The organism is Pseudolactococcus raffinolactis NBRC 100932 (genome assembly GCF_001591765.1).
In the GTDB taxonomy this organism is placed as follows: Bacteria; Bacillota; Bacilli; order Lactobacillales; family Streptococcaceae; genus Pseudolactococcus; species Pseudolactococcus raffinolactis.
Genome location: NZ_BCVN01000016.1, coordinates 14475 through 38730, shown reverse-complemented (window position 1 = coordinate 38730; position 24256 = coordinate 14475). Strand labels below are relative to the sequence as shown.

Below are 24256 nucleotides of genomic sequence, written 5' to 3'. Positions count from 1 at the left end.
CTCAATACAATAATTCGCTAAAAAGGCGACCCGCTCATGCTTGCCGGTCAAATGATTAAAACCAAAAATTGCCTCGAAGCCAGTCGAGATTCGGTAGGTGACAACATCCGTGTTTTTGGCCGTCGTTTTACTATGCGCATTACGACCTCTCTTGAAATAGGTGAGTTCTTCCTCTGTTAAGATCGCATCTTTTTCCATTTCAGAAATGAGAAATGCTTGCGCTTTGGCACTGACATACTTGACCGCAGTTCTTTGAAGTTCACCAGGTTTCGTGATGCCTTGTGACAACAAATAATCGCGGACAAAAACTTCATATACTGCATCGCCCGAGTAAGCTAGGGCAATGCCATTTAATAAATCTGCTCTAAATTCAGTCACGTGTCCACCTCACACCATCTGGCGTATCCAATAAGGCAATGCCCTGCGCTTTCAAATCATCTCGAATTTTATCTGATAAGACAAAATCTCGATTTTCTCTAGCAATTTGACGTTCAGCAATCAATTGCTCAATCTCAGCATCTAAGATTTCAGCTGGCGCAAACGCAATTCCAATAATACTCAAAATTTCATCAAATAAGGCTTGTGCTTCCATAGAAAAATTGCCTTGGTTAACATACTTGATCAGCTCATAAAAAGCAGTTAAGCCATTTGAAATATTGAAATCATTGTCCATCTCTTTGATGAAATCCTGACGAAAGCCATCGATTTCCTGATCAGGAATCTGGGCAGCAACTGGATTCTTCTCAATTTCAAAAGCTAATTTATCATAGGCATTTTTGATTTTCTTAAGATTATTTTCAGCATCTTTAACCGTGTCATCACTAAAAGCCAATGGCTTACGGTAGTGTTGTGACACCAAGAAAAAGCGGAGAATTTGCCCATCAACTGCCTGTAACATCTCATGGACTGTTTTAAAGTTCCCCAGAGATTTCGACATTTTTTCACCGTCTGCTGCCGTTACAAAACCATTGTGGAGCCAATATTTGGCAAAGGTATGACCAGTTTTAGCTTCGGATTGTGCGATTTCATTGGTATGATGCGGAAATTCTAAATCAGCACCACCACCATGGATATCAATCGTATCACCTAGGATGCTCGTCGCCATAACAGAACATTCAATGTGCCACCCCGGACGTCCTGCGCCCCATGGACTTTCCCATGAAGGTTCGTCTGTCTTGCTTGATTTCCAGAGGGCAAAATCAAGCGGATCTTCCTTATTAAGTTCTATTGTATCTGTCCGACCTGAAGCCCCCGCCTCTAGTTCATCTAGATTTTTATTAGCCAAACGGCCATAGTCTGCAAATTTTTTCACGCGGAAAAAAACATCATTATTTGACACATAGGCAAAGTCTTTTGCGACTAATACTTCAATAAAATCAATGATTTCAGGCATAAACTCTAGTACACGCGGATTTCTTGTCGCCGGTTTAACGCCGAGCGCTTGCGTGTCTGAAAAGAAAGCCTGAATATAAGTCTCAACTAAATTCTCAATTGATATATTGGCCGTTTTAGCGGCTTGGATAATTTTATCATCTACATCTGTAAAGTTGGATACAAAATTCACCTTATAACCACGGTATTCTAGGTATTTTCGAATCGTATCAAAGGCCACAACTGACCGTGCATTCCCGATATGAATGTAGTTATAAACAGTTGGGCCACAGACATACATGTTAACCTCACCTGAAACAAGTGGCACAAAGTCCTCCTTTTCACGCGTTAAGGTATTATATAGTTTAATCATTTTTTCTCCTAGCTTATCAGACAATCTGTAAAAGAAACATCTCGATAAGCTCTTTCGTTACTAAATCCCGCCCATATGGTCATAAAAACTGACGTGGCGTTCACTTTCTAGTTTCACACGATCTCGTTCAGGACTTGCTGGGCCATGAACGCGGACGATCTTAGCAGGCACCCCAACAACCGTCACGGCTTCAGGCACATCTTTTGTCACGACAGCGCTAGCACCAACTCTGGCATTCTCACCAATCTCAATCGGCCCTAATAATTGGGCATGAGCCGAAATCAAGGCACCACGCCTAATACTAGGATGACGTTTCCCTGTATCCTTACCCGTTCCACCTAGCGTTACACCATGATAGAGCTTAGCACCTGATTCAACAATCGCCGTTTCACCAATAACAAGACCCGAGCCATGGTCGATAAACACACCATTTTCAATCACAGCACCTGGATGTATTTCAATCTGCGTCAAAAAACGCCAAAATTGCGAATGCATCCGACCCAATAATTTAAAATGATGGCACCATAAAAAATGCGAAATTTTATGCGCCGCAAGCGCCTTAATGCCGGGAGATGTCAAAAGTATCTCCAGATTATAACGCGCTGCTGGATCATTTTCTTTCACTGCCTCAAAGGCCTCTTGCCAAAACCCCATCGTGTTCTAAACCTCCTGTATCCCTAATCGAAAATGCCGAGACATGTTGATAATCTTGTTAACCATTAGCGCCGTCTAAATCGCTTAAAGCTTCCCAAAGGATAACTGACTTCTCATAGTCTACCGCATCGAAGGGGTCAACTGCGACCCCTAAAACGTCTTCTAGTTCATTAATCCCTGTACTTGGCGCTTGCAAGTCCTTAAGTTGCCAAACCAAAACTAAACCATCATGCTCTTGAAATGGCACACCAAAGTCAGCATGGTTGTACCATTTGGCAAAACTCAAAATATTGCTAAAAACCGGAACAAAACTTTCACCATTCGGTTTAGAAAGTGTCGCAAAAATACGTGCAGTCTCGCCTTCTGCAGTTGTTCTAACAAATGCAGGCATGAGGTAATAACGATCTGCCACTGTTTTTCCTTGACTAGCAGACCCTAAAAGTTTATTTAAGACATCTGTATAGTAATTTAGAAAGGCGACTAAATCGCTTCTACCTAACATAATAGCGTTATCAGAATCTTGACCAGCAGGCTGTAGATTAAAAGCAATGGCATCAAATTCCTGAGCAAATAGCTTGTCAACAACTGACATAAACGGTTGATTAACAAAAGTCAATGGTTCTGTCACACGTTCTTGAAAATTAGCAAGTGCTGCTGCGGTTGTAAAGACAGGAATCACATTTTTATCTTCAATCGGTAAGGCAAATGGTTCTGCAATACCGACAACAGGATAAGCATGGAGCGCGTGAACAAAACCGATATCAGCCACAAAATTACCTGAATGGGCAATAAAATCACGGAGGCGTTCATCAAGTTCTGGGCTAAATTGGTAATCAGTCATTATTTCTCATTTCTGGTTGATTTGTCAGTTACGAACGCTCTCAAAGTCTTCATTGGGAGCTCAATAAGTGACAAAGGTCTATTTGATATTAATAGTCCTATTTTACCATAAAAATGCCTTATTTTTTTACATCAAGGCATGAAATTAGTGACTAACAAAAAAACGCCAGAAAGACGTTTTTTGAGTAGACTTCAGTTTTCTAAACTTATTCAGCTGCTTTGACTTCTGTTTTACCAGTGACGTCGTATTTAGCTGTTGTGTCTAATTTGTTATAAGCATCAAGTTGATCTTGTGTCGCAAAGTAGAGGTTACCATCAATTTTAGCAGTGACTTGTTTGCCATCTACATCTTTACCATTTTGGGCAGCAAAACCAATCGCTGATTTAGTTACATAGACATCACCTTTGATACCACCGTTAGAAATTACAGTAAATGGTGAATTAACAACGACTTTCTTAACAGTCACTGTAAATGTTTTAGTGACTTGGTGTTTGTCATTTTGTGTATAAAGACCGACTTTACGAGCAATTTCACCTTTAGAGCCAAGGAAAGTCCCATCGATTGTCAAAGTTTTGTCAGCAGCATCAATATCAGCAGTTGCTGCACCGAGCCATGCACCATCTTTACCCATTGTATCAGCTAAGTCAGCAAATTTTTCAGTGCCATGAGTTGCGCCTGTTTTAACGTCAGAAACTTTATCGTAGCTGATTGCGCCACCTTTAGTAGCAACAGTAATCGCACCTGGTTTAACAGCTGTAACATCAGAAGCTTCAACTTTCACTTCTCCTGTTACACTACCTTTATCAGCAGCATCAAGTGCTTCATAAGCTGTTTTCAAATCTTCAGAAGCAAAAATTAGATTCCCATCAATTTTACCAGTACCTTCAAACTTGAAGCCAGTTGCATTGACATAAACATCTCCTTTAACAGTTCCTTGTGCAATAGCAAAACCTGGTGACTTCACAACTAATTTTTTAACTGTCAAGGTATAAGTTTTTTCTGGTTTATGATCAGCACCTGATTTGTAAAGGGCAAGTTCACGGTTGACTTGACCATCTCCTGCAAATAAACCTTCGACTGTCAAGACTTTGTCAGATGCATCGATATCTTTTGTCGCCGCATTTAACCAAGCACCATTAGCTGCGAAACCTTTTGACAAAGTATCAAAACTATCTGTTCCTTGAGTGGCACCAGTGAAAGCTTCAGCAGTTTTAGCTGAATCCGTCGTTTTGTCTTCTGCTTTTTTGTCGTCTGAACCACCACAAGCTGTCAGGAATGTCACTGATAATGCAGAAACTGCTAAAAGTGAGATGATTTTTGATTTTTTCATGAGATAGGCCTCCTTTTTTAAGTTCACCAATCAAGTTGATCGTGATACTCGCCCTAAATTTAATTTTGGTATAGATAAACTTTCAGAAAAAACTCATCTTTTTCTGAAATCGTTTACACTTGTTATTTTAGCACTTCCTAATTTTAAAGTCAAGCCATATCCTAATCGCTCGGTTCCCGCATCATAGCAGAGAATTCAAGCCTTCTATCGTCTAAAGATTCCCCCTATCTTACAGCTTCTTTACCATTTTCTTAGATACAAATGGATATTTTATGCACTGCCATATGCAAAATTATCCCACGATCAGATAGGACTACTCTTTTTGTCTTTTTTTTGGTAAAATAGAATCAGTAAATTTATTTGTAGAAATGGACGAAAATGACTTACAAAGACAAGCATATCAAACTCTTCTCACTTAACTCAAACTTAGAATTAGCGCAAAAAATTTCTGAATGTGCTGGTATTCCCCTCAGTAAAATCGAATCTAAACAGTTTTCTGATGGTGAAATTCAAATCAATATTGAAGAAAGTGTCCGTGGTTACGACATCTTCATCGTACAGTCCACATCTTATCCTGTCAATACACACCTGTGGGAATTACTCATCATGATTGATGCTTGTAAACGTGCCAGTGCTAATACTGTCAATATCGTGATGCCTTACTATGGTTATGCACGTCAAGATAGAACGGCATCACCACGCGAACCCATTACGGCTAAACTCGTTGCTAACATGCTGACAACAGCAGGTGCTGATCGTATTTTGACCCTTGATTTGCATGCAGTTCAGGTGCAAGGTTTCTTTGATATTCCTGCTGACAATCTCTATACTGTGCCCTTGTTTGCTGAATATTATCAGTCACAAGGCCTAGTCGGTGATGATGTTGTCGTTGTTGCACCTAAAAACTCAGGTATCAAGCGTGCGCGTTCTTTGGCAGACTATCTTGAGAGTCCACTTGCGATTGTTGATTATGCAGATGATGATCAAAAACGTGAGAATGGCTATATTATTGGTGATGTTAAAAATAAGAACGTCATTTTGATTGATGACATTTTAAACACAGGTAAAACTTTCTCTAGTGCTGCTGTTATCGCAAAAGATGCTGGTGCTATGGATGTCTATGCCGTTGCATCTCACGGTCTATTCACACCAGGTGCTGCTAACCGCTTAAATGCTGCACCAATTTCAGAAGTCCTCGTAACTGACTCTGTTAAAACTGAAACCCCTAAACCTGATGCGATTAAATATCTCAGTGCAGCACCATTACTTGCCCACGCTATTATCCGTATCCACGAAAACAAACCTGTCAGCCCTCTCTTTCAATACAACAAAGCAGCTGATTAACTGACATAGAAATGATAGACAAGGCTCAGTGTTTTTTGTCCGATTCCCGGTCAAAAGCCTGAGCCTTAATACAATAGGTAATCCCATGATTTATCTTGATAATGCAGCAACCACTCCTGTTCTACCCGCAGTCTCACAAGTCATGTTAGAGACACTCAATACGACTTTTGGCAACCCCTCTAGCATTCATAGCTACGGACGCTCAGCTGGAAAAATCATTCGTGAGGCCCGTAAAACAATTGCGACCATCCTAGATGTCCCAGCCAGAAACCTTATCTTTACTTCTGGCGGCTCTGAGGCCAATAACCAAGCCCTCATCGGTTGCGCCTTGGCTAACCGAGCCAAAGGCAATCATATCATCACGACGGCCATTGAGCACCACGCCGTTTTACATACTGTTCTATACTTACAAGACCGCCACGGCTTTGATGTTACGCTTGTCAAACCTAACCCCGATGGTAGCTTTACCCCTGACCTCATTACTAACGCCCTTCGAGATGACACCATCCTAGTTTCAACTATGTACGCCAATAACGAGACAGGTCAAATTCTGCCTATCGCTGAGATCGCCGACCGTCTCAAAACACATCAAGCTGTCTTTCATGTCGATGCCGTTCAGGTTATGGGTAAACTGCCCATTCATCCAGTAGCACTAGGCATCGATTTCCTATCCGCTTCCGCCCATAAATTCCACGGGCCTAAAGGTGTTGGCTTCCTCTACCATGGTGACTTGCAGTTTGATAACCTCATTCACGGTGGTGATCAAGAGAACAGTCGACGTGCCGGTACTGAAAGCATCCATAACATCGTTGGCATGGCCAAAGCACTTGAAGTATCCGCTGAACAGCTCGACGCCAATTATAACAAAGTCTCAGCACTTAAGACACAATTGCTATCAGAACTTGATGGTCTTAACTACTATGTTAACGAGTTCGGCAAAACTATGCCTCACGTCCTCAACCTCGGTTTTCCTAGCTTTAACCAAGACCTCTTACTAATGAAACTTGACCTTCAAGGCGTCGCAATCTCCACAGGTTCTGCCTGTACCGCTGGTGCAATTGAACCTTCGCACGTTCTTGAAGCAGTTTACGGCAAAGCATCTGTCAAGCTCAAAGAATCTGTTAGAATCTCTTTATCAGATCTAACAACTTCTCAAGAGATTACTGACTTCGTCCATATTTTAAAAACAATTATTACGCAAAACTCATCACATAACTAGAAAGGAGATTTGATTGGTCTAACTTATCAGACCAATCAAAAATCTAAACATGGCATTTGTCACAGAAAAACATTTGGAAGATAGTCAATATACATACAAGCTATCACCTAGCATCAAAAAGTATACCCTCATGGATACAACTTTTATCAAAAATAGACTTGGCAACTATGAGCTTACACGCATTTTAGAAAGCGTACCTAACTCAGGTGATGGCCCCTTGCTTAAAATCATCGTTAACTCAGATTTAACCGGATTTAAACTATCTATCACAGATAAATCAGGTCTGAAAAACATGAACATCTTCAAATCTGAAGATAACAAAATGATCCAAGAAAAATTTTATTTCCAAATGAATGCGCTTGTTGATCGTGGTGTTTTCGTTAAAGACTAGTGCCAATAAGCTCATATGAGCTTATTTTTTCTCCTTTTAAAGATGACTCACCCACTCAAGAACTCAAAATAATACAGAAAAAGCACTCAGATTACTCTGAGTGCTTTTCTATTTATTGTCCGACCAATAAATAGATTTGGAAGTCTAAATGAATTAAGCTTCGATTTCTGCAACGATACCTGAACCAACAGTACGGCCACCTTCACGAATAGAGAAAGTAGTCCCTTGTTCAACGGCGATTGGGTGGATCAATTCAACGTCGATAGAAACGTTGTCACCAGGCATTACCATTTCAGTACCAGCTGGGAGTTTGATTGAACCAGTTACGTCAGTTGTACGGAAGTAGAACTGTGGACGGTAGTTGTCGAAGAATGGCGTATGACGGCCACCTTCTTCTTTAGACAAGATATAAACTTCGCCTTTGAATTGTTTGTGAGGTGTGATTGAACCTGGTTTAGCAATAACTTGACCACGTTCGATATCGTCACGTTGAACACCACGAAGAAGAACACCAACGTTATCGCCAGCAAGACCTTCGTCAAGTTGTTTACGGAACATTTCAACACCAGTTACGATAGCGTTTGAAATTTCTTCTTTGATACCAACGATAGAGATTTCGTCATTGACGTGAACTGTACCACGGTCGATACGACCTGAAGCAACTGTACCACGACCAGTGATTGAGAATACATCTTCGACTGGCAAAAGCAAAGGTTTGTCAGTATCACGTTCTGGAGTTGGGATGTATGAGTCAACAGTATCCATCAATTCCATGATGATGTCTTCGTATTCAGCATCGCCTTCAAGGGCTTTAAGTGCTGAACCAACGATAACTGGTGTGTCATCGCCTGGGAAGTCGTATTCTGATAAGAGGTCACGAACTTCCATTTCAACGAGTTCGATCAATTCTTCATCATCAACAAGGTCTTTTTTGTTGAGGAAAACGATCAATTTACCAACACCAACTTGACGTGAAAGCAAGATGTGCTCACGAGTTTGTGGCATAGGTCCGTCAGTTGCAGCTACTACCAAGATAGCGCCATCCATTTGAGCGGCACCAGTGATCATGTTTTTAACGTAGTCCGCGTGACCTGGGGCATCGATATGGGCATAGTGACGTGCTTCAGTTTCGTACTCAACGTGAGCAGTATTGATTGTAATACCGCGTTCGCGTTCTTCTGGCGCTGCGTCAATTGAAGCGTAGTCTTTAGGTGTGTTTACTGATGAAGGCAAACGACGTGACAATACAGTCGTGATTGCAGCAGTAAGTGTAGTTTTACCATGGTCAACGTGTCCGATAGTACCGATATTAACGTGTGGTTTCGAACGATCGTATTTTTCTTTAGCCATTTTTAAAAATGTCTCCTTTAGAATAAAAAATATATTTTTTAGACAGACCGCGCAATACGACAATCTACCATTACTATCTAATTATAAAGGTTTTTTGAAAAAAAGCAAGTATTTCACCGCAAAAAAAGATGTTTTTTGTTTGGAATCAAATATTTTCATGAAAAATGGTGTAAAATGTAAGTATACTCATTTAACTCAATAAAGGAAACAAAATTTTTGAGCTTTTTTTTACTAATTTCAAGACTTATCAACAATGAAGTGGCGAAAATAGTCAAAAATGTTAGCTATATTGAGTTAATTTAGCATATCACTTCTTATAGAAAAGAGTAAAAACATATGGCCTTAACTTTTAAAAAACGTGATGATCTAGATAAGGTCTTAGAAGACCTAGCAGCACTTCCACCACAAGTCGAATTCACTGACCCTGATAAAATCGAGAAGACGTCCGATAAGAAGATCAAATCCCCAGAAGATTTTCTAAAAAAATTCGAAGTACCTCTAACTGAAAAAGACCAGGCTGCCCATGATTAGTCATCTACCAGATGCGCTCTCTCAACTCGCTGCGATCTTTCTTTCGATCATTATTGAAGCTCTGCCTTTCGTCCTCTTTGGCTGCCTCATTTCAGGTATCATCGAAACCTACCTATCACCTGAACTAGTCAACAGATTTCTACCGAAAAACCGTTTCTGGCGTATTATCGTTGGCATCGTGGCAGGCTTCTTTTTTCCATCCTGCGAGTGCGGGATTGTGCCCATCGTCAATCGCTTCCTCGAAAAGAAAGTACCAACCTATACCGGTATACCCTTTCTCATCGCAGCGCCCATGATCAACCCCGTCGTTTTACTTGCAACCTTTATCGCCTTTGGCAATTCTTTCAAATTTGCGCTATTGCGCCTAAGCGGCGCTATGGTGATGGCTTTAGTCGTTGGTTTACTGCTTGCTTATCGCTTAGATGAGCCAATACTACTCGATCGACCAAGAGTTAGCGAACACGATCATCCAGTAGCTAAGTTATCTCGGGGACAAAAGATTTGGGCTGCACTCTCTCACGCCGTTGACGAGTTTTTTGATACTGGTCGGTACCTCATTTTCGGGAGTTTAGTCGCCTCATCTATTCAAGTTTTCGTGCCAACGAAACTGCTGACGACTGTGACCCATACGCCATTACTCGGCATTATCGTGATGATGGTCTTCGCTTTCTTGCTCTCGCTTTGTAGTGAGGCGGATACCTTTATCGGCGCGAGCTTGATTAGTCTATTTGGACCGGCACCGATTCTAGCTTTTCTTTTATATGGCCCTGTCATTGATATGAAGAATTTGCTGATGATGAGCGCCTATTTTAAACCAAAATTTATCGTACGCTATGTCGTTGTAATCTCAGTTTTAGTGTTAACCATTAGTTTGGGGGTGAGCTTGCTATGATTCGGTTTCTTATTTTGTCCGGTTATTTTGAGCTGATGATGTATTTACAACTGACCGGCAAACTCAATCAATATATCAATACCCACTATAGCTATTTGGCTGTCTTATCAGCCATCTTATCATTGGGCTTTGCTATTGTTCAATTGGTGAATTGGATTCGGCATGAAACGCATGATCACCATCTACAGACTAAGTTTGCAAGAAGTTTTGCCCTGGTCTTGCTGGTCACACCACTGCTTGCTGCTGTTTTCATTCCATCAAAATCCTTAGATGCGACAATTGTCTCAGCTAAGGGCTTTAATTTCCCTTTAGCTGAAGGATCTGGTGATAGCTCTGACGGCACGCAAATTCAATATTTACAACCTAATACCAGTGTTTACTTTACCAAATCAGCCTATGATAAGATCATGAAAAAGGAATTGGCCAAGTACGAAAATCTAGCTAAGATTTCGATTACTTCTGACAATTACATGGAAGTCATGGAGTTGAGCTATAATTTCCCTGGTACTTTTGAAGGTAAAACCGTCACTTACACTGGATTCGTCTATAATGACCCTACAGATGCCAGTGCACAGTTCCTCTTTCGATTTGGAATTATTCACTGTATAGCAGATTCAGGCGTATTTGGCTTGAGGACTCTAACGGATGGTGTCTCTTATCCTGATAATACTTGGCTGAAGATTACAGGCCAAATTCAGACAGCTTACTACACGCCATTTAAGCGAGAAATGCCGATTATCAAGCCTGATCAGATTGACAAGGTTGAACAACCGTCAAATCCATACGTTTATCGGAACTTCTGAGGCTTTTTCTGATATAATTGTTATTAAATAAGCAAAAGAAATTTTGGGAGAACTCACAATATGACTCAAGTAATTTTTACAATTTTTGGTGCGAGTGGCGATTTGGCTAAGCGCAAACTATATCCGTCGCTGTTTCGTCTCTATAAATCTGGTGTTTTATCGGAACATTTCGCTGTCATTGGGACAGCACGACGCCCTTGGACTAAGGCTTATTTTGAGGGCGTAGTTTTAGATGCTATTTCTGATCTGACAACTTCTAAAACTGAAGCTGAAAAGTTTGCATCACATTTCTATTACCAGAGCCATGACGTTGAAGATGCTGACCACTATGTTACTTTGAAGAACTTGCAAGATGAGTTGTGCGAAAAATATCAGACAAGCCACAACAAAGTTTTTTTCCTAGCCATGGCACCTGAATTTTTTGGCACAATTGCCAGCCATCTCAAATCTGAAAATATTGTCGACGGTCTTGGTTTCGAACGTTTAATTATCGAAAAACCTTTTGGCACTAGCTTAGAAACTGCAGAAGCACTTAACCAAGCGCTATCTGAAACTTTTAACGAGAATCAAATTTTCCGAATTGATCATTACTTAGGTAAAGAAATGATTCAAAATATTTTTGCCGTAAGATTTGCCAATGTCTTGTTTGAACATGTTTGGAATCGAGAGTTTATCGATAACATTCAGATTACTTTTGCGGAGTCTATCGGAGTTGAAGATCGTGGTGGCTACTATGATAAGTCCGGTGCGTTAAAAGATATGGTACAAAACCATATCTTACAAGTCCTCTCTATCTTGGCTATGGACAAACCTGCATCTTTTTCGAGCGCAGACGTCTTGCCTGAAAAAATAAAAGTACTTGAAAGCTTATGTATTCCCGATGAAGCAACAATTGCTAAAAATTTCATCCGAGGTCAATATCAAGATGGTCGTATCAATCAACAGGATTTTCCATCCTATGTTGATGAACCGTCTGTTGACCCTGCATCAAAAACCGAGACATTTGCAAGTGGTGTCTTCTTCATTGAAACGGATCGTTTTAAAGATGTGCCTTTCTTCTTTAGAACAGGAAAACGCTTGACTGAAAAAGGGACACGGATCAACATCCTCTTTAAAAACGATCAAAATATTTTCAATCAAGATATTCAACAAAACATCCTAACAATATACATTCAACCGACAGAAGGCTTCTCGCTTCAAGTTAACGGGAAAGAAGTTGGTAAGAATTTTGCAGTTGAGCCAGTTAAGTTAGACTTCCGTCATGATGCAGAAGCGCTTGGCAATTCGCCTGAGGCTTATGAAAAGCTCATGTATGATGTCTTAAATGGTGACGCAACGAATTTCAGCCATTGGCAAGAAGTTAAGGCTTCTTGGACCTTAATCGATCAAATCGTTAGCACTTGGCAAGCAGATAAATCTCCGCTTTATCCCTATCAATCAGGCTCAATGGGTCCTGATGAAAGTTTCGATTTACTAGAACAGTATGACACGAGTTGGGTTTGGCAACCAGACCACTGGTATCGTGAACGTGGTTTGTTGAAATAAAATCATATATTAAAATGCCTGATCACAATCATATGATCAGGCATTTTTTGTTGATTACGAATCTGTTTTCATATCATCTCATAGCATACTTTGTATCATCAAAGTATTTTTTGAACTGTGTGTTATCCAAACTTGAGATATTTCATTTATGACAACTTCTAGACTTTTAGTTGACTGGTTCAGTTTTGAATTAGAAATGTCGAGCGATGCACTAATCAAATCTGAAAGTCTTTACTTTATAGAAACCTTCGCAACGGTGTCTTGATGTGCTACTTTATTAGAAGCGACTAACTCAATACTTGAATACTGATCTTGATTTGTCAAAATCACGAGGATATCAGGCTCTTTGTCAAACTCAGCAATTTTTTCTAAATCGATTAGAGCAATTTTCGTGTCAGCTGTCACAGTCTGATTTTCTGTAACTAAAATTTCGAATGGTTCACCTTTCAACTCAACTGTATCAATGCCAAAATGAAGCAACACTTCAACACCCGTTTCAGAAACCATGCCTAAGGCATGCTTAGTTGGGAAAATGTTTGTGATGACCCCGTTTACTGGGGCATAAATTTCTTGACTTTCAGGAAAAATAGCAAAGCCATCACCAATCATTTTTTGTGAAAAGACTGGGTCATTAACAGTTTCAATCGCCTCTACAATCCCATCAACCGGGGACATAATTTGTAAACTTTTCGATTTTTTTGAGAAAAACATTTAGTTTGTTCCTTTCTAGAGAGTCAGATCACATATCAATTTCATAAAAATTATTCACAACAGTATCGGATACTGCTTGAACTGCTTCAGAAGCATGCGCAATGCAAATGGTATAATCAGAACACGCTAACATATCAATATCATTTTCAGAGTCTCCAACTGCGACTAGCTTTAATTCATGACTTTTTTTTACAAGTTCAATTGCCTTACCTTTTGTGATGTTTAATGGTGTAATTTCAATCCGTTCAGGTCCAGATTGACAAATTTCAACTGAGTCAAATTTTGTTTTTAGCATCTCCAAAATTTGTATGCCTTCATCTTGATTTGGCCTAATATTGATTTTATAAATTCTCGTGTTTTCTAAGGCTTCTTTGACATTTGGCGGTAAGTGAAATGACATATTCCAACTTTTGGATAAGTTTTCAGAAGAGTATGTGCCAATTCTCGCTTCACCATCCAGAGCATCAAACTTAATATGATGTTCCACCAAAAACGCAATGATTTGATTTTTTAGAGTTTCATCTAATGCTGTGTCTACGATTTTTTTTCCAAAGCTTTCAACAATAGCACCGTTAAATCCGATTTTTATATCAAATTTGATACCTGTCTGTTCTTCGATATAGGTGATTTCTTTTAGGCTTCGACCAGTTGCAACACCAATCAACATTTCTTCCTGCATTTTTTTCATTTTTAATATATCCGCTGGTGACACAGAAATACTATCCTTAACAAAAGTGCCATCTAAATCGGTGATGATTATACTGTTCATTTACTATTCCCCTAATCCAAGAATACTTTGAATCTCGATTTTAAGTTGGTTGGCGTATCCACCATAAATTGATTGCATTTGCATCCCACTTTTGGTGAATCCCATAGCTTTAAGCTGATTAACAATTCTGTCTTTTTCCACTAAATCTTCGTCTTTAACATTAATCCGCAAGCGCGTGATACACGCATCAACTGCAGAAATATTTTCCTCACCACCATGAGCTTCAATCAATGCCAGCGCATGTTCGTGGATTGGTGGCATATTATTTTTTTGATCCCGATCTTTTTGTGTTTTGACACCAAGTTTAGCTCTGACTTCATCTTTACCGTGCAAGGCAACAGTTTCCTCATCGTCCTCACGACCTGGTGTTTTGAAATTGAATTTTTTTATGACAAAACTAAAGACTAGGAAATACATAATAAAGCAAGGAACACAAAGAATGAATAACCACCACCAATGTGTTCTAGGACCTTGTAGCACACCATAAATCAAGTAATTGATTAAACCATGTCCAGTTGGTGTTAAGAAGGCAGCGCCAGCCATATTTGTAATAACCATCGTAATACCCACTAAGACAGCATGTACACCGTAGAGTGCTGGTGCAACAAACAAGAATGTGAATTCAAGAGGTTCAGTTATACCAGTTAGGAAAGACGTCAAGGCAGCTGCTAGTAGTAAAGAACCAACCATTTTTTTCTTTTCAGGTTTAGCAGCCATGTACATTGCCAATGCTGCACCTGGTAAACCAAACATATTATAGACAAATTTACCGCTAGAAAATCTTGTAATCATTGGATCAATTGGTAGTTTACTTTGAAGTGCTGCCATATAGGCATTAATTGTACCTGCATATTGATGGCCATCGATTGTAAAAATGCCACCTAATTCTGTTGTCCGGACTGGCCAGTTCAAACCATGATGCAAACCAAATGGCAGTAAGAGACGTTCAATGACACCGTAGGCAAAAGTACCAAAATAACCTGATTTAAGAATTGCGAATGATAATGCTGTAATACCAACTTGAACATAAGGCCAAATAAAGAAGAAACCAAGTGCAACAAGTGCCATTGCTGGAATTGTCAAGATCGGTACCAAACGCGGTCCACTGAAGAAACCAAATACTTGTGGGACTTGCATCTTGATGGCTTTTTTATGGGCTAAATAAACTACGATACCTGTGATAATACCACCGAATACATTCAGGTCCATTGTCTGAATGCCCAGAACATTCGTCTGCATATGCAAACTCATCAGTTCTTCCCCATTTTTAGCAGCCTTATCAACTAATTGACCACTTACCGAGAGTAGGTAGTGAAGTGTATTATGCAAAACTAGAAAACCCAATAAACCAGAAAGTGCAGCAGAACCTTTTTCTTGTTTTGCTAAACCAACGACAACACCAACCGCGAAAATAACCGGTAAATTATCAAAGGCAACTGAGCCAATCATGGTAATAAAACCCATGATAATCTGTAGTGTTTGATTTGCCATCCAAGGATGCATCTCAATTGTGCTAGAATTTGTAAACGCTGAGCCAATGCCTTTTAATATACCCGCTGCCGGTAGTACGGACACAGGCAATAAAAAACTTCGACCGAATGTTTCAAACACATTAACTAAACCGCTTCTTTTTTTCATGGTAAGAATCTCCTTATTTTTATTGAGTTTTCTAGAACACCCATCTGGTTTATACTATAATTATATTAGATTTAAATTATTAATCAATGACTTTCAAGCCATTAGTAATTTACTACTCATTTACGTAGCAACCTAATTAAAATCAGAAAACAAAGTGTTATACAAGAACGCTCTATTGGTTTATGCTATAATTATATTAGATTTAAATTATTAATCAATGGTTTTTCTGCCATTAGTAAAATACTACTCAGTTATGTAGCAGCCTAATGAAAATAAGTTATAAGGAGGTGTTCTTATGGCAATTACTGTTTTATCTCAAATTAAGAGTAATTACCATCGCTTATCTGAAGCTGAACAACAAGTCATCAACTATTGTTTGAATACAAAGATGATTGATTTAAAGCTACGGATGATTGAACAGGAAGTACATGTCTCAGCACCAACTATTATGCGAGCCATCAATAAAATCGGTTATACGAGCTTCACCGTTTTTAAACATGAATTAGCATTTGCTGATTCTTCAGCAAATGACTACGCACCGTATGAAAGTGTTGAAGAAATCATTTTGAATATCCAAAATGACACGCAAAAAACAACGGCAAATATTGACCCGAATGAATTAAATGACATCGTGAAAAATATTCTTTCAGCCCATCGTTGTTTTATTATCGGCGTTGGCAGTTCTTCAGGGATTGCGAAATTTTTTTCTAAAAAAATTCAGCAAAGTGGGATTTGGTCTAATGCTTTTACTGAGCATTCTCCCATTTCCAATATCCCGTTTATTGCAAATGAAAATGACTATATCTTAATTTTCTCGCTCGGTGGTCATGAAGATTATGTCACAGAAGCCATTTTTTCTAGCGCAATTAAAAACGTAAAAAGTGGCCTAATCAGTGGCAATTCTGACAGTGAACTTTTCCAGATCTGTAATAACAGTCTCGTGGCTTCTCAAAGCACCCCAAAAAGAAAACGGCTACGCTCCAGATTACAACTTGAGGTCATTGCAGATATTCTTTTTGAAACACTGTTACTGAAAATCAATACACGCTATCGTCTGGGATAAAGAGACGAGTGACATCTAACGTTTTAATTTTTTATGGTGATAGATCTAGGGATGCTATCATTTGAACATCTGAACTGGCATTGTGGCACTATCTTTATAGCTTCTTGCAGTGCTTTTTTTCTATTTTCTGCGCCTATTAAACTTAAGCCACCTACATCAGCTTGGAAAGGAGATCAGATTTTTGAAAGTGTGCATGGCTATTGCAACTGGTATGGATGCTTGCCTCGAAACTTGAAAAACAATAGGCTTTCACAGATTTTTTCAATATCAGGATGCACCAAAAAAACAGTCGGATTCGACTGTTTCCATCTTACTTCTTCAAATGATAAGAATAGCTAGACACCACCACATTATCACGCCAGCTGAGATAGTAACGCATGCGGACGGACATTTGATTGTGGAGAATATTTTGCCAAGAATGTTTCGGTACAAACTGTGGTACGATAACCGTCACTGTATGGTTCTTCTTCTCCGCTGATTTCGACACTAAATCGACATAGCGGACTACTGGTTTAACGATATCACGATAACTTGATTCCACAATCGAAAAACGGACATTGGGATACAAAGTCTTAAACTCAGCTTCAACTTCCTTATCTTTCCGGTAAGTCTCTCTGGTCGCCACATGAACCGCTAAGACTTCCGATCCGATAGATTGAGCATAGCTCATGGCACCAACAGCGACATTGGTTACATTGCCAACAAGAACGATGACAACATTGCCCGAATAGACATGATCCACAACCTTATCTTCAAGCCGAAGCTGATGCGCGACTTCCGTATAATGGCGCTTGATGGCATAGAAAATGCCGATCAAAATAGGCATGACGATAAAGAAAGGCCAGATATCAGCTAAGCGGAAAACCAGCAAAATCAAAACAATAATCGCTGAAATGGCTGCACCGATAATATTTGACAGAGCATGACGCCAGAACTTGCTGCCCATTTCCCGACGCCACTTGACAACCATCCCCGTTTGAGACAGGGCAAAAGGTACAAAAACACCAATCGAATAAAGCGGAATCAAACGACTCGTTGAGCCATTAAAAATCGCAAGGAGTATCACAGCACCCGCAGCCAAACTAATAATCCCATTTGAGTAGCCAAGTCTATCACCTTTTTCCATGTACATGTGCGGCATATATTTATTTTTGGCTAGGTTATAACTGAGCATAGGAAAGGCTGAAAACCCTGTATTTGCAGCTACTGCTAAAATCATCGCAGTTGAGAACTGAAAAACATAATAGAAAATACGACCAATACCATTCCCATCAAAAATCGTATGGGCAACTTGCGACAACACGGTAGAATGTGCGTTAGGTACCACACCGAGGTAATAGTTGAGGAAGGTAATACCTGTAAAGAATAGCCCCAAAATCATGGCCATCAAAGCCAATGTCCCAGCTGCATTACGCGCCTTAGGTTTCTTAAAGAATGGGACAGCATTTGAGATTGCTTCAACACCCGTCAAACTGGCTGAGCCACTAGAAAAGGCTTTAAGTAAAAGAATGATCGAAATACCTGGCACTGTAGACCCGATATGACTGGTAGCATGATAAGATAAATCCCCTGTCACCACCTTAAATAAACCGACGACTAGCAGTAAAACTGTCATCGTCACAAAGGTATAAACCGGAACTAATAAGAAGCCAGCTGACTCACGAAGACCACGGAGATTCATCAACATCAATAATAAAACCAAGATCATCGAAATCAGTAGATTATAAGGATGCAGAGATGGGAGTGCTGAGGTGATGGCATCAGCACCCGCTGAAACTGATACTGCAACCGTTAACATATAGTCGACAAGGAGACTCCCACCTGCAATCAAGCCGGCATTAGCCCCCAAGTTTTCTGTCGAAACAACATAAGCCCCGCCACCATGTGGGTAAGCGTGGATAATTTGACGATAACTCAGCGTCAGGGCAACCAACAAGACGAGCACCAGAGCCGCAATCGGCAAGCTATACCAGATGGCAGCTGCAGACAAGGTCAAGAGCACTGTAACAATTTGCTCCGTCCCGTAAGCGATTGATGATAAAGCGTCGCTTGATAACATCGCTAAAGCTTGGAATTTTGTGAGAAGATGACTGTCATCATCTGTTGATTTTAAAGGCTTCCCGACCAAAATCTGCTTCACATTTAGTTTTTTCAAGATTACTCCGTTTGAGTCTGTCCTATATTTTAAAAGTCATGCCAAAACTTTTCACGCTACCTAACGTATAAAGTAGTTCAGTAGTTGTTCCCAAGTTAAATTTTATGCCGCTTTTAATCACATTGACCCATCTCACCATTATAACACCAAAAAGTATGAAATTAAAGTATTTTTTGCAACTTTTCATGAAAAAACACCGCCAAATGGCAGTGTTACGTTGCTTGTTTAACTTGGTGAAATTTAGCCAAAAGTTGATCAAAACGCCCTTGAACGAAAGTGATATCTGCTTCAGATTCTGGTTTGAAAAACTTGATAGGACTCACGACCATATCCCGGTAAAGCAAGAAAGTCACGGCTTTGGTTTCAGCATCAATCCGAAACTTTATGGCCGGATGACTATCAAAGGTACTACAGTAACCGGCAGTAGAAAACTCAAGTTCATAACTTCCATCACCAAAGTCTTGCACCCGATAATAGCCATCGTCAAGATATTCTCTACTGGCACCAAAATGTGTTAAGACAAATTCGAGTTGATCCATCTGATTATTTTGTACCGAATAAACGGTCGCCTGCATCACCCAAACCTGGGACGATATAGCCATGGTCGTTTAATTTTTCATCCAAGGCTGCGGTAAAGACATCAATATCAGGATGTGCTGCTTGTAAGGCTTTAACCCCTTCTGGTGCAGCTACAAGACAGACAAATTTGATATTGGCAGCGCCCGCACCACGTTTTTTAAGTGAGTCAATCGCTAGAATAGCTGAACCACCTGTCGCTAACATCGGGTCAACGACAAAAATTTGACGTTGATCGATGTCTTCTGGTAATTTAACCAAGTATTCTACAGGTTGCAACGTTTCTTCATCACGGTACATGCCGATGTGACCTACTTTTGCGGCTGGTACTAATGACAAGATCCCATCAACCATGCCAATACCTGCACGTAAGATTGGCACGATAGCTAATTTTTTACCAGACAATGTTTTTTGGATTGTTTTTGTAATTGGTGTTTCAATCTCAATATCTTCCAGTGGTAATTCACGTGAAATTTCATAGCCCAAGAGCATGGCGATTTCATTCACAAGTTCACGGAAGTCTTTAGTCCCTGTCGATGTTTGACGTAAAATAGTGAGTTTATGCTGAATTAGCGGATGCGTCACAACTTGAAATTTTCCCATTTTAATAAACCAACTTTCTGATATTTTCTTCACTAAACATTATAACAAAAAAATTGGCTATTTACCATGACGGATTCTAATTCCTTATACTTATAAACCAAAACGAAAAACAACCTATCACAAATTATCAAGGCTGTCTTTCTTGTTATATCTTTTTATTGCGGCAAGACAGCAGCAATGCGTTCTACTGCTAGTTTAACGTGGTCAAGTGGTGCTGCAACATTAAAGCGGGCATGGCCTTTGCCTTCAATGCCAAAACTTGTGCCATCATTCAAGATGACTTTAGCTTGGTCACGCAAGAGTTTCTGCAAAGCATCATGAGACAGGCCATAGGCACTGAAGTCAATCCAGACTAGGTAACTGCCTTCTGGTTTCATGACTTTAATCTTGGGTGCATGCTCAGCAAAATAAGCAATGAGGTAGTTGATATTTTCTGCCAATACTTGCTTCAATTGCTGCAACCATGGTTGACCATAGGTCAACGCTGTTTCTGTGGCAATCAAGCCAAGCGTTGAAATCTCGTGCTGGTTATTTCTCAGTTGCCGGTCTCTGAATTGTTTTTTAAGGGTCGGATTTTCGATAATGGCAAAGGCATTTTTCGTGCCAGCGATATTAAAGGTCTTCGTAGCACTAGTTAGGATGACCGTAAAGTCACTGTAATCACCAACAGTATTGATACTGTGGTGCTGATGTCCAAAGAGGGTTAAGTCTTGATGGATTTCATCTGACACAAGGATGACATGATGCTTACGGCAGAGTTCTGCCACGCGCACCAACTCCTCCTTACGCCAAACACGACCACCAGGATTATGCGGACTACAAAATGCATAGAGTTTGACGTCGTTGTCAATCATGTCTTGTTCCAACTGCTCAAAGTCAAGAGTAAAGCGGCCGTCCTGCTCAACAAGCGAATTTGTCACGACCTTGCGATTGTTGAGCTTAATCGAACGGGTAAAAGGCGGGTAGAGTGGCGTGTTAACGAGAATAGCATCACCCTCCTGCGTGAACGCCTGGATACTAACAGATAAGGCCGGTACGACACCTTCTATCAAAGTAATATCATCTGCTTGGATCGTATAGCCGTGCTGCTCTTTTTCCCAAGCCACAATGGCCTCAAAAAGAGAATCTGCTGGATAGGCATAGCCGTAACCCCCAAAGCTCGCAAATTTTTCAATCGCTGCAGTCATCTCGGGAAAAGTTTCAAAATCCATATCAGCAATCCACATCGGTAAAATCTCAGCATCTTTTTCAGTGGCCTGCCATTTTATGGAGTGATTACCCAATCGTTTTGGAGCTGTTGTAAAATTATAAGTTGTTGCCATTTATTATCACACTTTCAAGGCATTTGCCAAATCATCAATTAAATCAGTCACATCTTCAATACCAATCGACAAACGTAGTAAGTCATCTGTCAAACCATAGCTTGCTCTGACTTCTGCTGGAATATCCGCATGGGTCTGTGTCGTCGGGTAGGTAATCAAAGATTCTACACCACCAAGACTTTCCGCAAAGGTAATCACCTCTAAAGTATTGATCAGGGCTGGAATTTTAGCTTGATCCTGAACTTTAAAAGCGATCATCCCGCCCAATCCTGTATAGAGCACTTCTTTAACAGCTTTGTGCTGCCTTAGAAAATCAGCCACTTGATTAGCATTAGCCGTTGCTTGGCGCATCCGTAGCGCCAGAGTTTTCAACCCCCGCATGACCAGAAAACTATCAAAAGGTGACAGCACAGGACCTGTTGTGTTGAGGTTATAGATCAGTTGATCATACAAGTCCTGCTCCTTAACAATCACAGCACCCGCCAAGACATCATTATGGCCTGCCAAGTACTTAGTTGCTGAATGGACAACGATGTCTGCACCCAGTACTAATGGTTGCTGATAAATTGGGGTATAAAAAGTATTATCAACGATTACTTTAGCGCCATTCTCATGTGCTTTTTCAGCGACCTTGGCAATGTCGACTTCGATCATGAGTGGGTTAGTCGGCGTTTCGATGTAGACAATGTCCGTTTCTGGCGTGATAGCAGCCAGCATATCGGCTTCCGTCACCACATAAGTGAAGTCGAAAATCCCACGTTTTTGCTGGTCGTTAAACCAACGAAAAGAGCCGCCATATAAATCACGTGAGGCGACGATTTTCGAGCCAACAGGGAAGATTTCTAGCGCCAACACGATCGCTGCCATGCCTGAACTTGTCGCAATCGCAAACTTTCCCGCTTCAATCGCTGCCAAAGCTTCTTCCAAATTGGCGCGCGTTGGGTTTTTCGTACGTGTATAATCAAAACCTGTCGACTTACCAAACTCAGGATGCTGGTAAGTCGTTGAGAAGTGAATGGGCGAGATCAAAGATCCCGTTGCTTCATCTTGATTGATCCCGATATGAGATAAAATCGTATCCATTTTTGGTGTCTTGTGTTCAGTTTGCTTGGTCATCTTTCACCTCATCTTATCTATAGTTGCTATTATTTTAGCACGTTTGAGATGCAAAAAATGGATCCTAGTCATAAAATTTTTAAATGACCAACATCCAATTTTTAAATGTCTACGCGATTTAGCCTAGTTTACTTTAACATCTTTGCCAAAGCAGATTTGTCCAATGGTTGGAACTGATTGAAAAAGGTTGCTAAAGTTTCAAAGACCAGATGATTTTTGCCAAGCACATCATTTTCAACCTGTAAGACAAGCAAGGGTTCATGAAGGCTCATGCGAAGCAAGAACCACCCCTGACCATAGTCACCTGTCAGATTAACCCGAATCCCCTCTTCATTATCCGTGTCGGTGTCAAAGTCTGCTGTTGCTGTGACAAATGCTTCGAGATCCTGAATCACCTGTTCGCCATAAGGCCGATAATCGGCCAGGTTGATTTTAAAGCGAATTTCTTGCGTTTCGACAGGCTGTTGCAAGTCTGCAATCAGGTTGCTCAGTTGCCGGTTGTCTGCTTTTAGTTGCGGTAAGAGCATCAAAATCTTGGCAATGACATAAGCACCATCGTCTAGAAAGTCATTTTCCCTGAAAGCAGCGTGTCCACTTGTTTCGATGGCGAGTGGCGTATCGATGCCTGCTTGGTTGAGCTGGATGGCTTTATTGATGACATTGCGGTAGCCACATAAATAGCGGACTTGCTTACCACCAAGTTGCGTAATGAACTTTTTCAGATGCGTTGACGTCGGCGAATTGGTTACAATGGTCGCTTTTGGTGTTTTGTCCAAAACAATTTTTGACAGTACAGCAATCAAGTTATTACGATTCAAGGTATTGCCAAATTGATCGACGACTGCACTACGGTCAACGTCTGTATCAAAAATAACACCAAGATCCGCCTGATGTGCCAAAACAGCTTGACGGATACTTGCCATGGCTTCTGGATTGTCAGGATTCGGGATATGATTTGGAAAATGACCATCAGGCTCCAAGAATTGACTGCCGCTTGTATCAGCGCCTAAGACTGCCAAAACTTTCTCAGCAAAATAGCCTCCTGCACCATTGCCTGCATCAACAATGATGTGATAGCCTGTGAGAGGTTGTGGATCTGCGAGACCTGTTCCTTTGATAATCTGATTGACCAGATCTTGCGCATAAGGTGTGAGTAAGTCTTTTTGGGACACGTGGCCTGAATTTGTCTGTGCGTTATTGTCCGTATGCGTCAAGACATAGTGAATGTCTTCATGTTCCGCACCGCCATCACGGCTGAAAATTTTAATGCCATTAAAATAGTAAGGTAGGTGACTGGCTGTGAGCATGACCGCTGCATCACAATCAAAATCAGGAAACTGGGTTGCCTTGAACATGGCAGGTGTCGTTGATAGGGCTGTATCAATGACATGTGCTCCTTGTGATGTGATACCTGCTATCAAGGCTGCTTTGAGGGCGTCTCCGGATAAGCGGCTGTCTTGGCCTACGGCAACGGTCAGTTTTTCTTGTTCAAGTTGGGGCCCCAACTGCTTTTCAGCAACAAGCCAATTCACTAGACCACGGCCAACTGCTTGAGCAACTTCTGGTGTTAAGGTGATGGTATCTTCCGGCGTCGCAATCGCAATACCTCGAATGTCTGAACCATTTTGTAAGTCTGTAATCCGCATATTTACTCCCTTA

Annotated in this window: 23 protein-coding genes; 8 read left to right on the top strand and 15 right to left on the bottom strand. The window is 40.6% G+C overall.

Features of this window, described 5'->3' with window-relative positions; translation table 11 throughout:
* The 5 genes from LRA01S_RS06265 to LRA01S_RS06245 all read right to left on the bottom strand — a co-directional run.
* On the bottom strand, positions 1 to 378 hold a 378-nt coding region (locus LRA01S_RS06265; protein WP_061774785.1), incomplete at its 3' end, for a Mini-ribonuclease 3.
* Complete coding sequence (cysS, locus tag LRA01S_RS06260) at positions 371 to 1744, bottom strand: cysteine--tRNA ligase (RefSeq protein WP_061774783.1); 1374 nt, start codon at positions 1742 to 1744, stop codon at positions 371 to 373. The genes LRA01S_RS06265 and cysS, both read right to left, overlap by 8 nt.
* 60 nt (positions 1745 to 1804) lie before the next feature.
* Positions 1805 to 2398: a serine O-acetyltransferase EpsC gene (gene epsC / locus LRA01S_RS06255; protein ID WP_061774781.1), complete on the bottom strand. Its 594-nt coding sequence runs from the start codon at positions 2396 to 2398 to the stop codon at positions 1805 to 1807.
* A gap of 58 nt (positions 2399 to 2456) precedes the next feature.
* Entirely contained in the window at positions 2457 to 3239 is a 783-nt protein-coding gene (locus LRA01S_RS06250) for a hypothetical protein (protein ID WP_061774779.1), read from the bottom strand.
* Positions 3240 to 3444: 205 nt separating this feature from the next.
* Positions 3445 to 4569 carry a hypothetical protein gene (locus tag LRA01S_RS06245; protein ID WP_061774778.1) on the bottom strand — a complete coding sequence of 375 codons (1125 nt, stop codon included), beginning with the start codon at positions 4567 to 4569 and terminating at the stop codon, positions 3445 to 3447.
* 378 nt (positions 4570 to 4947) lie between these two features.
* On the opposite strand from LRA01S_RS06245, the gene LRA01S_RS06240 reads away from it, so the two are divergent.
* The 3 genes from LRA01S_RS06240 (at position 4948) to LRA01S_RS06230 (ending at position 7523) form a co-directional block, all read left to right on the top strand.
* On the top strand, positions 4948 to 5913 hold the full coding sequence (locus LRA01S_RS06240; RefSeq protein ID WP_061774777.1) for a ribose-phosphate diphosphokinase: 966 nt from the start codon (positions 4948 to 4950) through the stop codon (positions 5911 to 5913).
* An 85-nt stretch (positions 5914 to 5998) separates the two neighbouring features.
* The gene (locus LRA01S_RS06235; protein ID WP_061774775.1) at positions 5999 to 7132 is read left to right on the top strand and encodes a cysteine desulfurase family protein; all 1134 of its coding nucleotides are present in this window, start codon (positions 5999 to 6001) and stop codon (positions 7130 to 7132) included.
* A gap of 49 nt (positions 7133 to 7181) precedes the next feature.
* Positions 7182 to 7523 (top strand): DUF1831 domain-containing protein, encoded by a 342-nt coding sequence (locus LRA01S_RS06230; RefSeq protein ID WP_061774773.1) that lies wholly within the window; start codon positions 7182 to 7184, stop codon positions 7521 to 7523.
* A gap of 153 nt (positions 7524 to 7676) precedes the next feature.
* Here LRA01S_RS06230 and tuf read toward each other — a convergent pair whose 3' ends face one another.
* Complete coding sequence (tuf, locus tag LRA01S_RS06225) at positions 7677 to 8873, bottom strand: elongation factor Tu (protein ID WP_061774772.1); 1197 nt, start codon at positions 8871 to 8873, stop codon at positions 7677 to 7679.
* 336 nt (positions 8874 to 9209) lie between these two features.
* On the opposite strand from tuf, the gene LRA01S_RS06220 reads away from it, so the two are divergent.
* The 4 genes from LRA01S_RS06220 to zwf are packed head-to-tail and all read left to right on the top strand — an operon-like array spanning position 9210 to position 12644.
* On the top strand, positions 9210 to 9404 hold the full coding sequence (locus LRA01S_RS06220; protein WP_061774770.1) for an SPJ_0845 family protein: 195 nt from the start codon (positions 9210 to 9212) through the stop codon (positions 9402 to 9404).
* The gene (locus tag LRA01S_RS06215) at positions 9391 to 10296 is read left to right on the top strand and encodes a permease (protein WP_061774768.1); all 906 of its coding nucleotides are present in this window, start codon (positions 9391 to 9393) and stop codon (positions 10294 to 10296) included. Before LRA01S_RS06220 ends, LRA01S_RS06215 begins: the two co-directional genes overlap by 14 nt.
* Entirely contained in the window at positions 10293 to 11099 is an 807-nt protein-coding gene (locus tag LRA01S_RS06210; protein ID WP_061774767.1) for a TIGR03943 family putative permease subunit, read from the top strand. The genes LRA01S_RS06215 and LRA01S_RS06210 overlap by 4 nt, the downstream gene beginning before the upstream one ends.
* Positions 11100 to 11159: 60 nt before the next feature.
* Positions 11160 to 12644, top strand: a complete 1485-nt coding sequence (gene zwf / locus LRA01S_RS06205; protein ID WP_061774765.1) for a glucose-6-phosphate dehydrogenase — start codon at positions 11160 to 11162, stop codon at positions 12642 to 12644.
* 231 nt (positions 12645 to 12875) lie between these two features.
* Here zwf and LRA01S_RS06200 read toward each other — a convergent pair whose 3' ends face one another.
* From LRA01S_RS06200 to LRA01S_RS06190, 3 genes are read right to left on the bottom strand one after another with little or no spacing between them, the layout of a single operon-like run.
* Positions 12876 to 13355 carry a PTS sugar transporter subunit IIA gene (locus tag LRA01S_RS06200; RefSeq protein WP_061774764.1) on the bottom strand — a complete coding sequence of 160 codons (480 nt, stop codon included), beginning with the start codon at positions 13353 to 13355 and terminating at the stop codon, positions 12876 to 12878.
* Positions 13356 to 13383: 28 nt separating this feature from the next.
* Positions 13384 to 14124: an HAD-IIB family hydrolase gene (locus LRA01S_RS06195; protein ID WP_061774763.1), complete on the bottom strand. Its 741-nt coding sequence runs from the start codon at positions 14122 to 14124 to the stop codon at positions 13384 to 13386.
* Between the two features lie 3 nt (positions 14125 to 14127).
* Entirely contained in the window at positions 14128 to 15762 is a 1635-nt protein-coding gene (locus tag LRA01S_RS06190) for a PTS transporter subunit EIIC (RefSeq protein WP_061774762.1), read from the bottom strand.
* Between the two features lie 295 nt (positions 15763 to 16057).
* On the opposite strand from LRA01S_RS06190, the gene LRA01S_RS06185 reads away from it, so the two are divergent.
* Positions 16058 to 16825, top strand: a complete 768-nt coding sequence (locus LRA01S_RS06185) for a MurR/RpiR family transcriptional regulator (RefSeq protein WP_061774761.1) — start codon at positions 16058 to 16060, stop codon at positions 16823 to 16825.
* A gap of 310 nt (positions 16826 to 17135) precedes the next feature.
* Here the strand turns inward: LRA01S_RS06185 and LRA01S_RS06180 are convergent, their stop codons facing one another.
* The 6 genes from LRA01S_RS06180 to LRA01S_RS06155 all read right to left on the bottom strand — a co-directional run bounded on the left by LRA01S_RS06180 (position 17136) and on the right by LRA01S_RS06155 (position 24243).
* On the bottom strand, positions 17136 to 18980 hold the full coding sequence (locus LRA01S_RS06180; protein WP_061774759.1) for an APC family permease: 1845 nt from the start codon (positions 18978 to 18980) through the stop codon (positions 17136 to 17138).
* A 212-nt stretch (positions 18981 to 19192) separates the two neighbouring features.
* Positions 19193 to 19519, bottom strand: coding sequence for a hypothetical protein (locus LRA01S_RS06175; RefSeq protein ID WP_061774757.1), 327 nt, complete (start codon positions 19517 to 19519; stop codon positions 19193 to 19195).
* Positions 19520 to 19523: 4 nt separating this feature from the next.
* Positions 19524 to 20159 (bottom strand): uracil phosphoribosyltransferase, encoded by a 636-nt coding sequence (gene upp, locus LRA01S_RS06170; RefSeq protein ID WP_061774756.1) that lies wholly within the window; start codon positions 20157 to 20159, stop codon positions 19524 to 19526.
* Between the two features lie 155 nt (positions 20160 to 20314).
* The gene (locus LRA01S_RS06165; RefSeq protein ID WP_061774754.1) at positions 20315 to 21481 is read right to left on the bottom strand and encodes a MalY/PatB family protein; all 1167 of its coding nucleotides are present in this window, start codon (positions 21479 to 21481) and stop codon (positions 20315 to 20317) included.
* Between the two features lie 6 nt (positions 21482 to 21487).
* Positions 21488 to 22597: a cystathionine gamma-synthase gene (locus LRA01S_RS06160; protein WP_061774752.1), complete on the bottom strand. Its 1110-nt coding sequence runs from the start codon at positions 22595 to 22597 to the stop codon at positions 21488 to 21490.
* Between the two features lie 128 nt (positions 22598 to 22725).
* Positions 22726 to 24243 (bottom strand): phosphohexomutase domain-containing protein, encoded by a 1518-nt coding sequence (locus LRA01S_RS06155; protein WP_061774750.1) that lies wholly within the window; start codon positions 24241 to 24243, stop codon positions 22726 to 22728.
* Positions 24244 to 24256 lie beyond the last annotated feature (13 nt).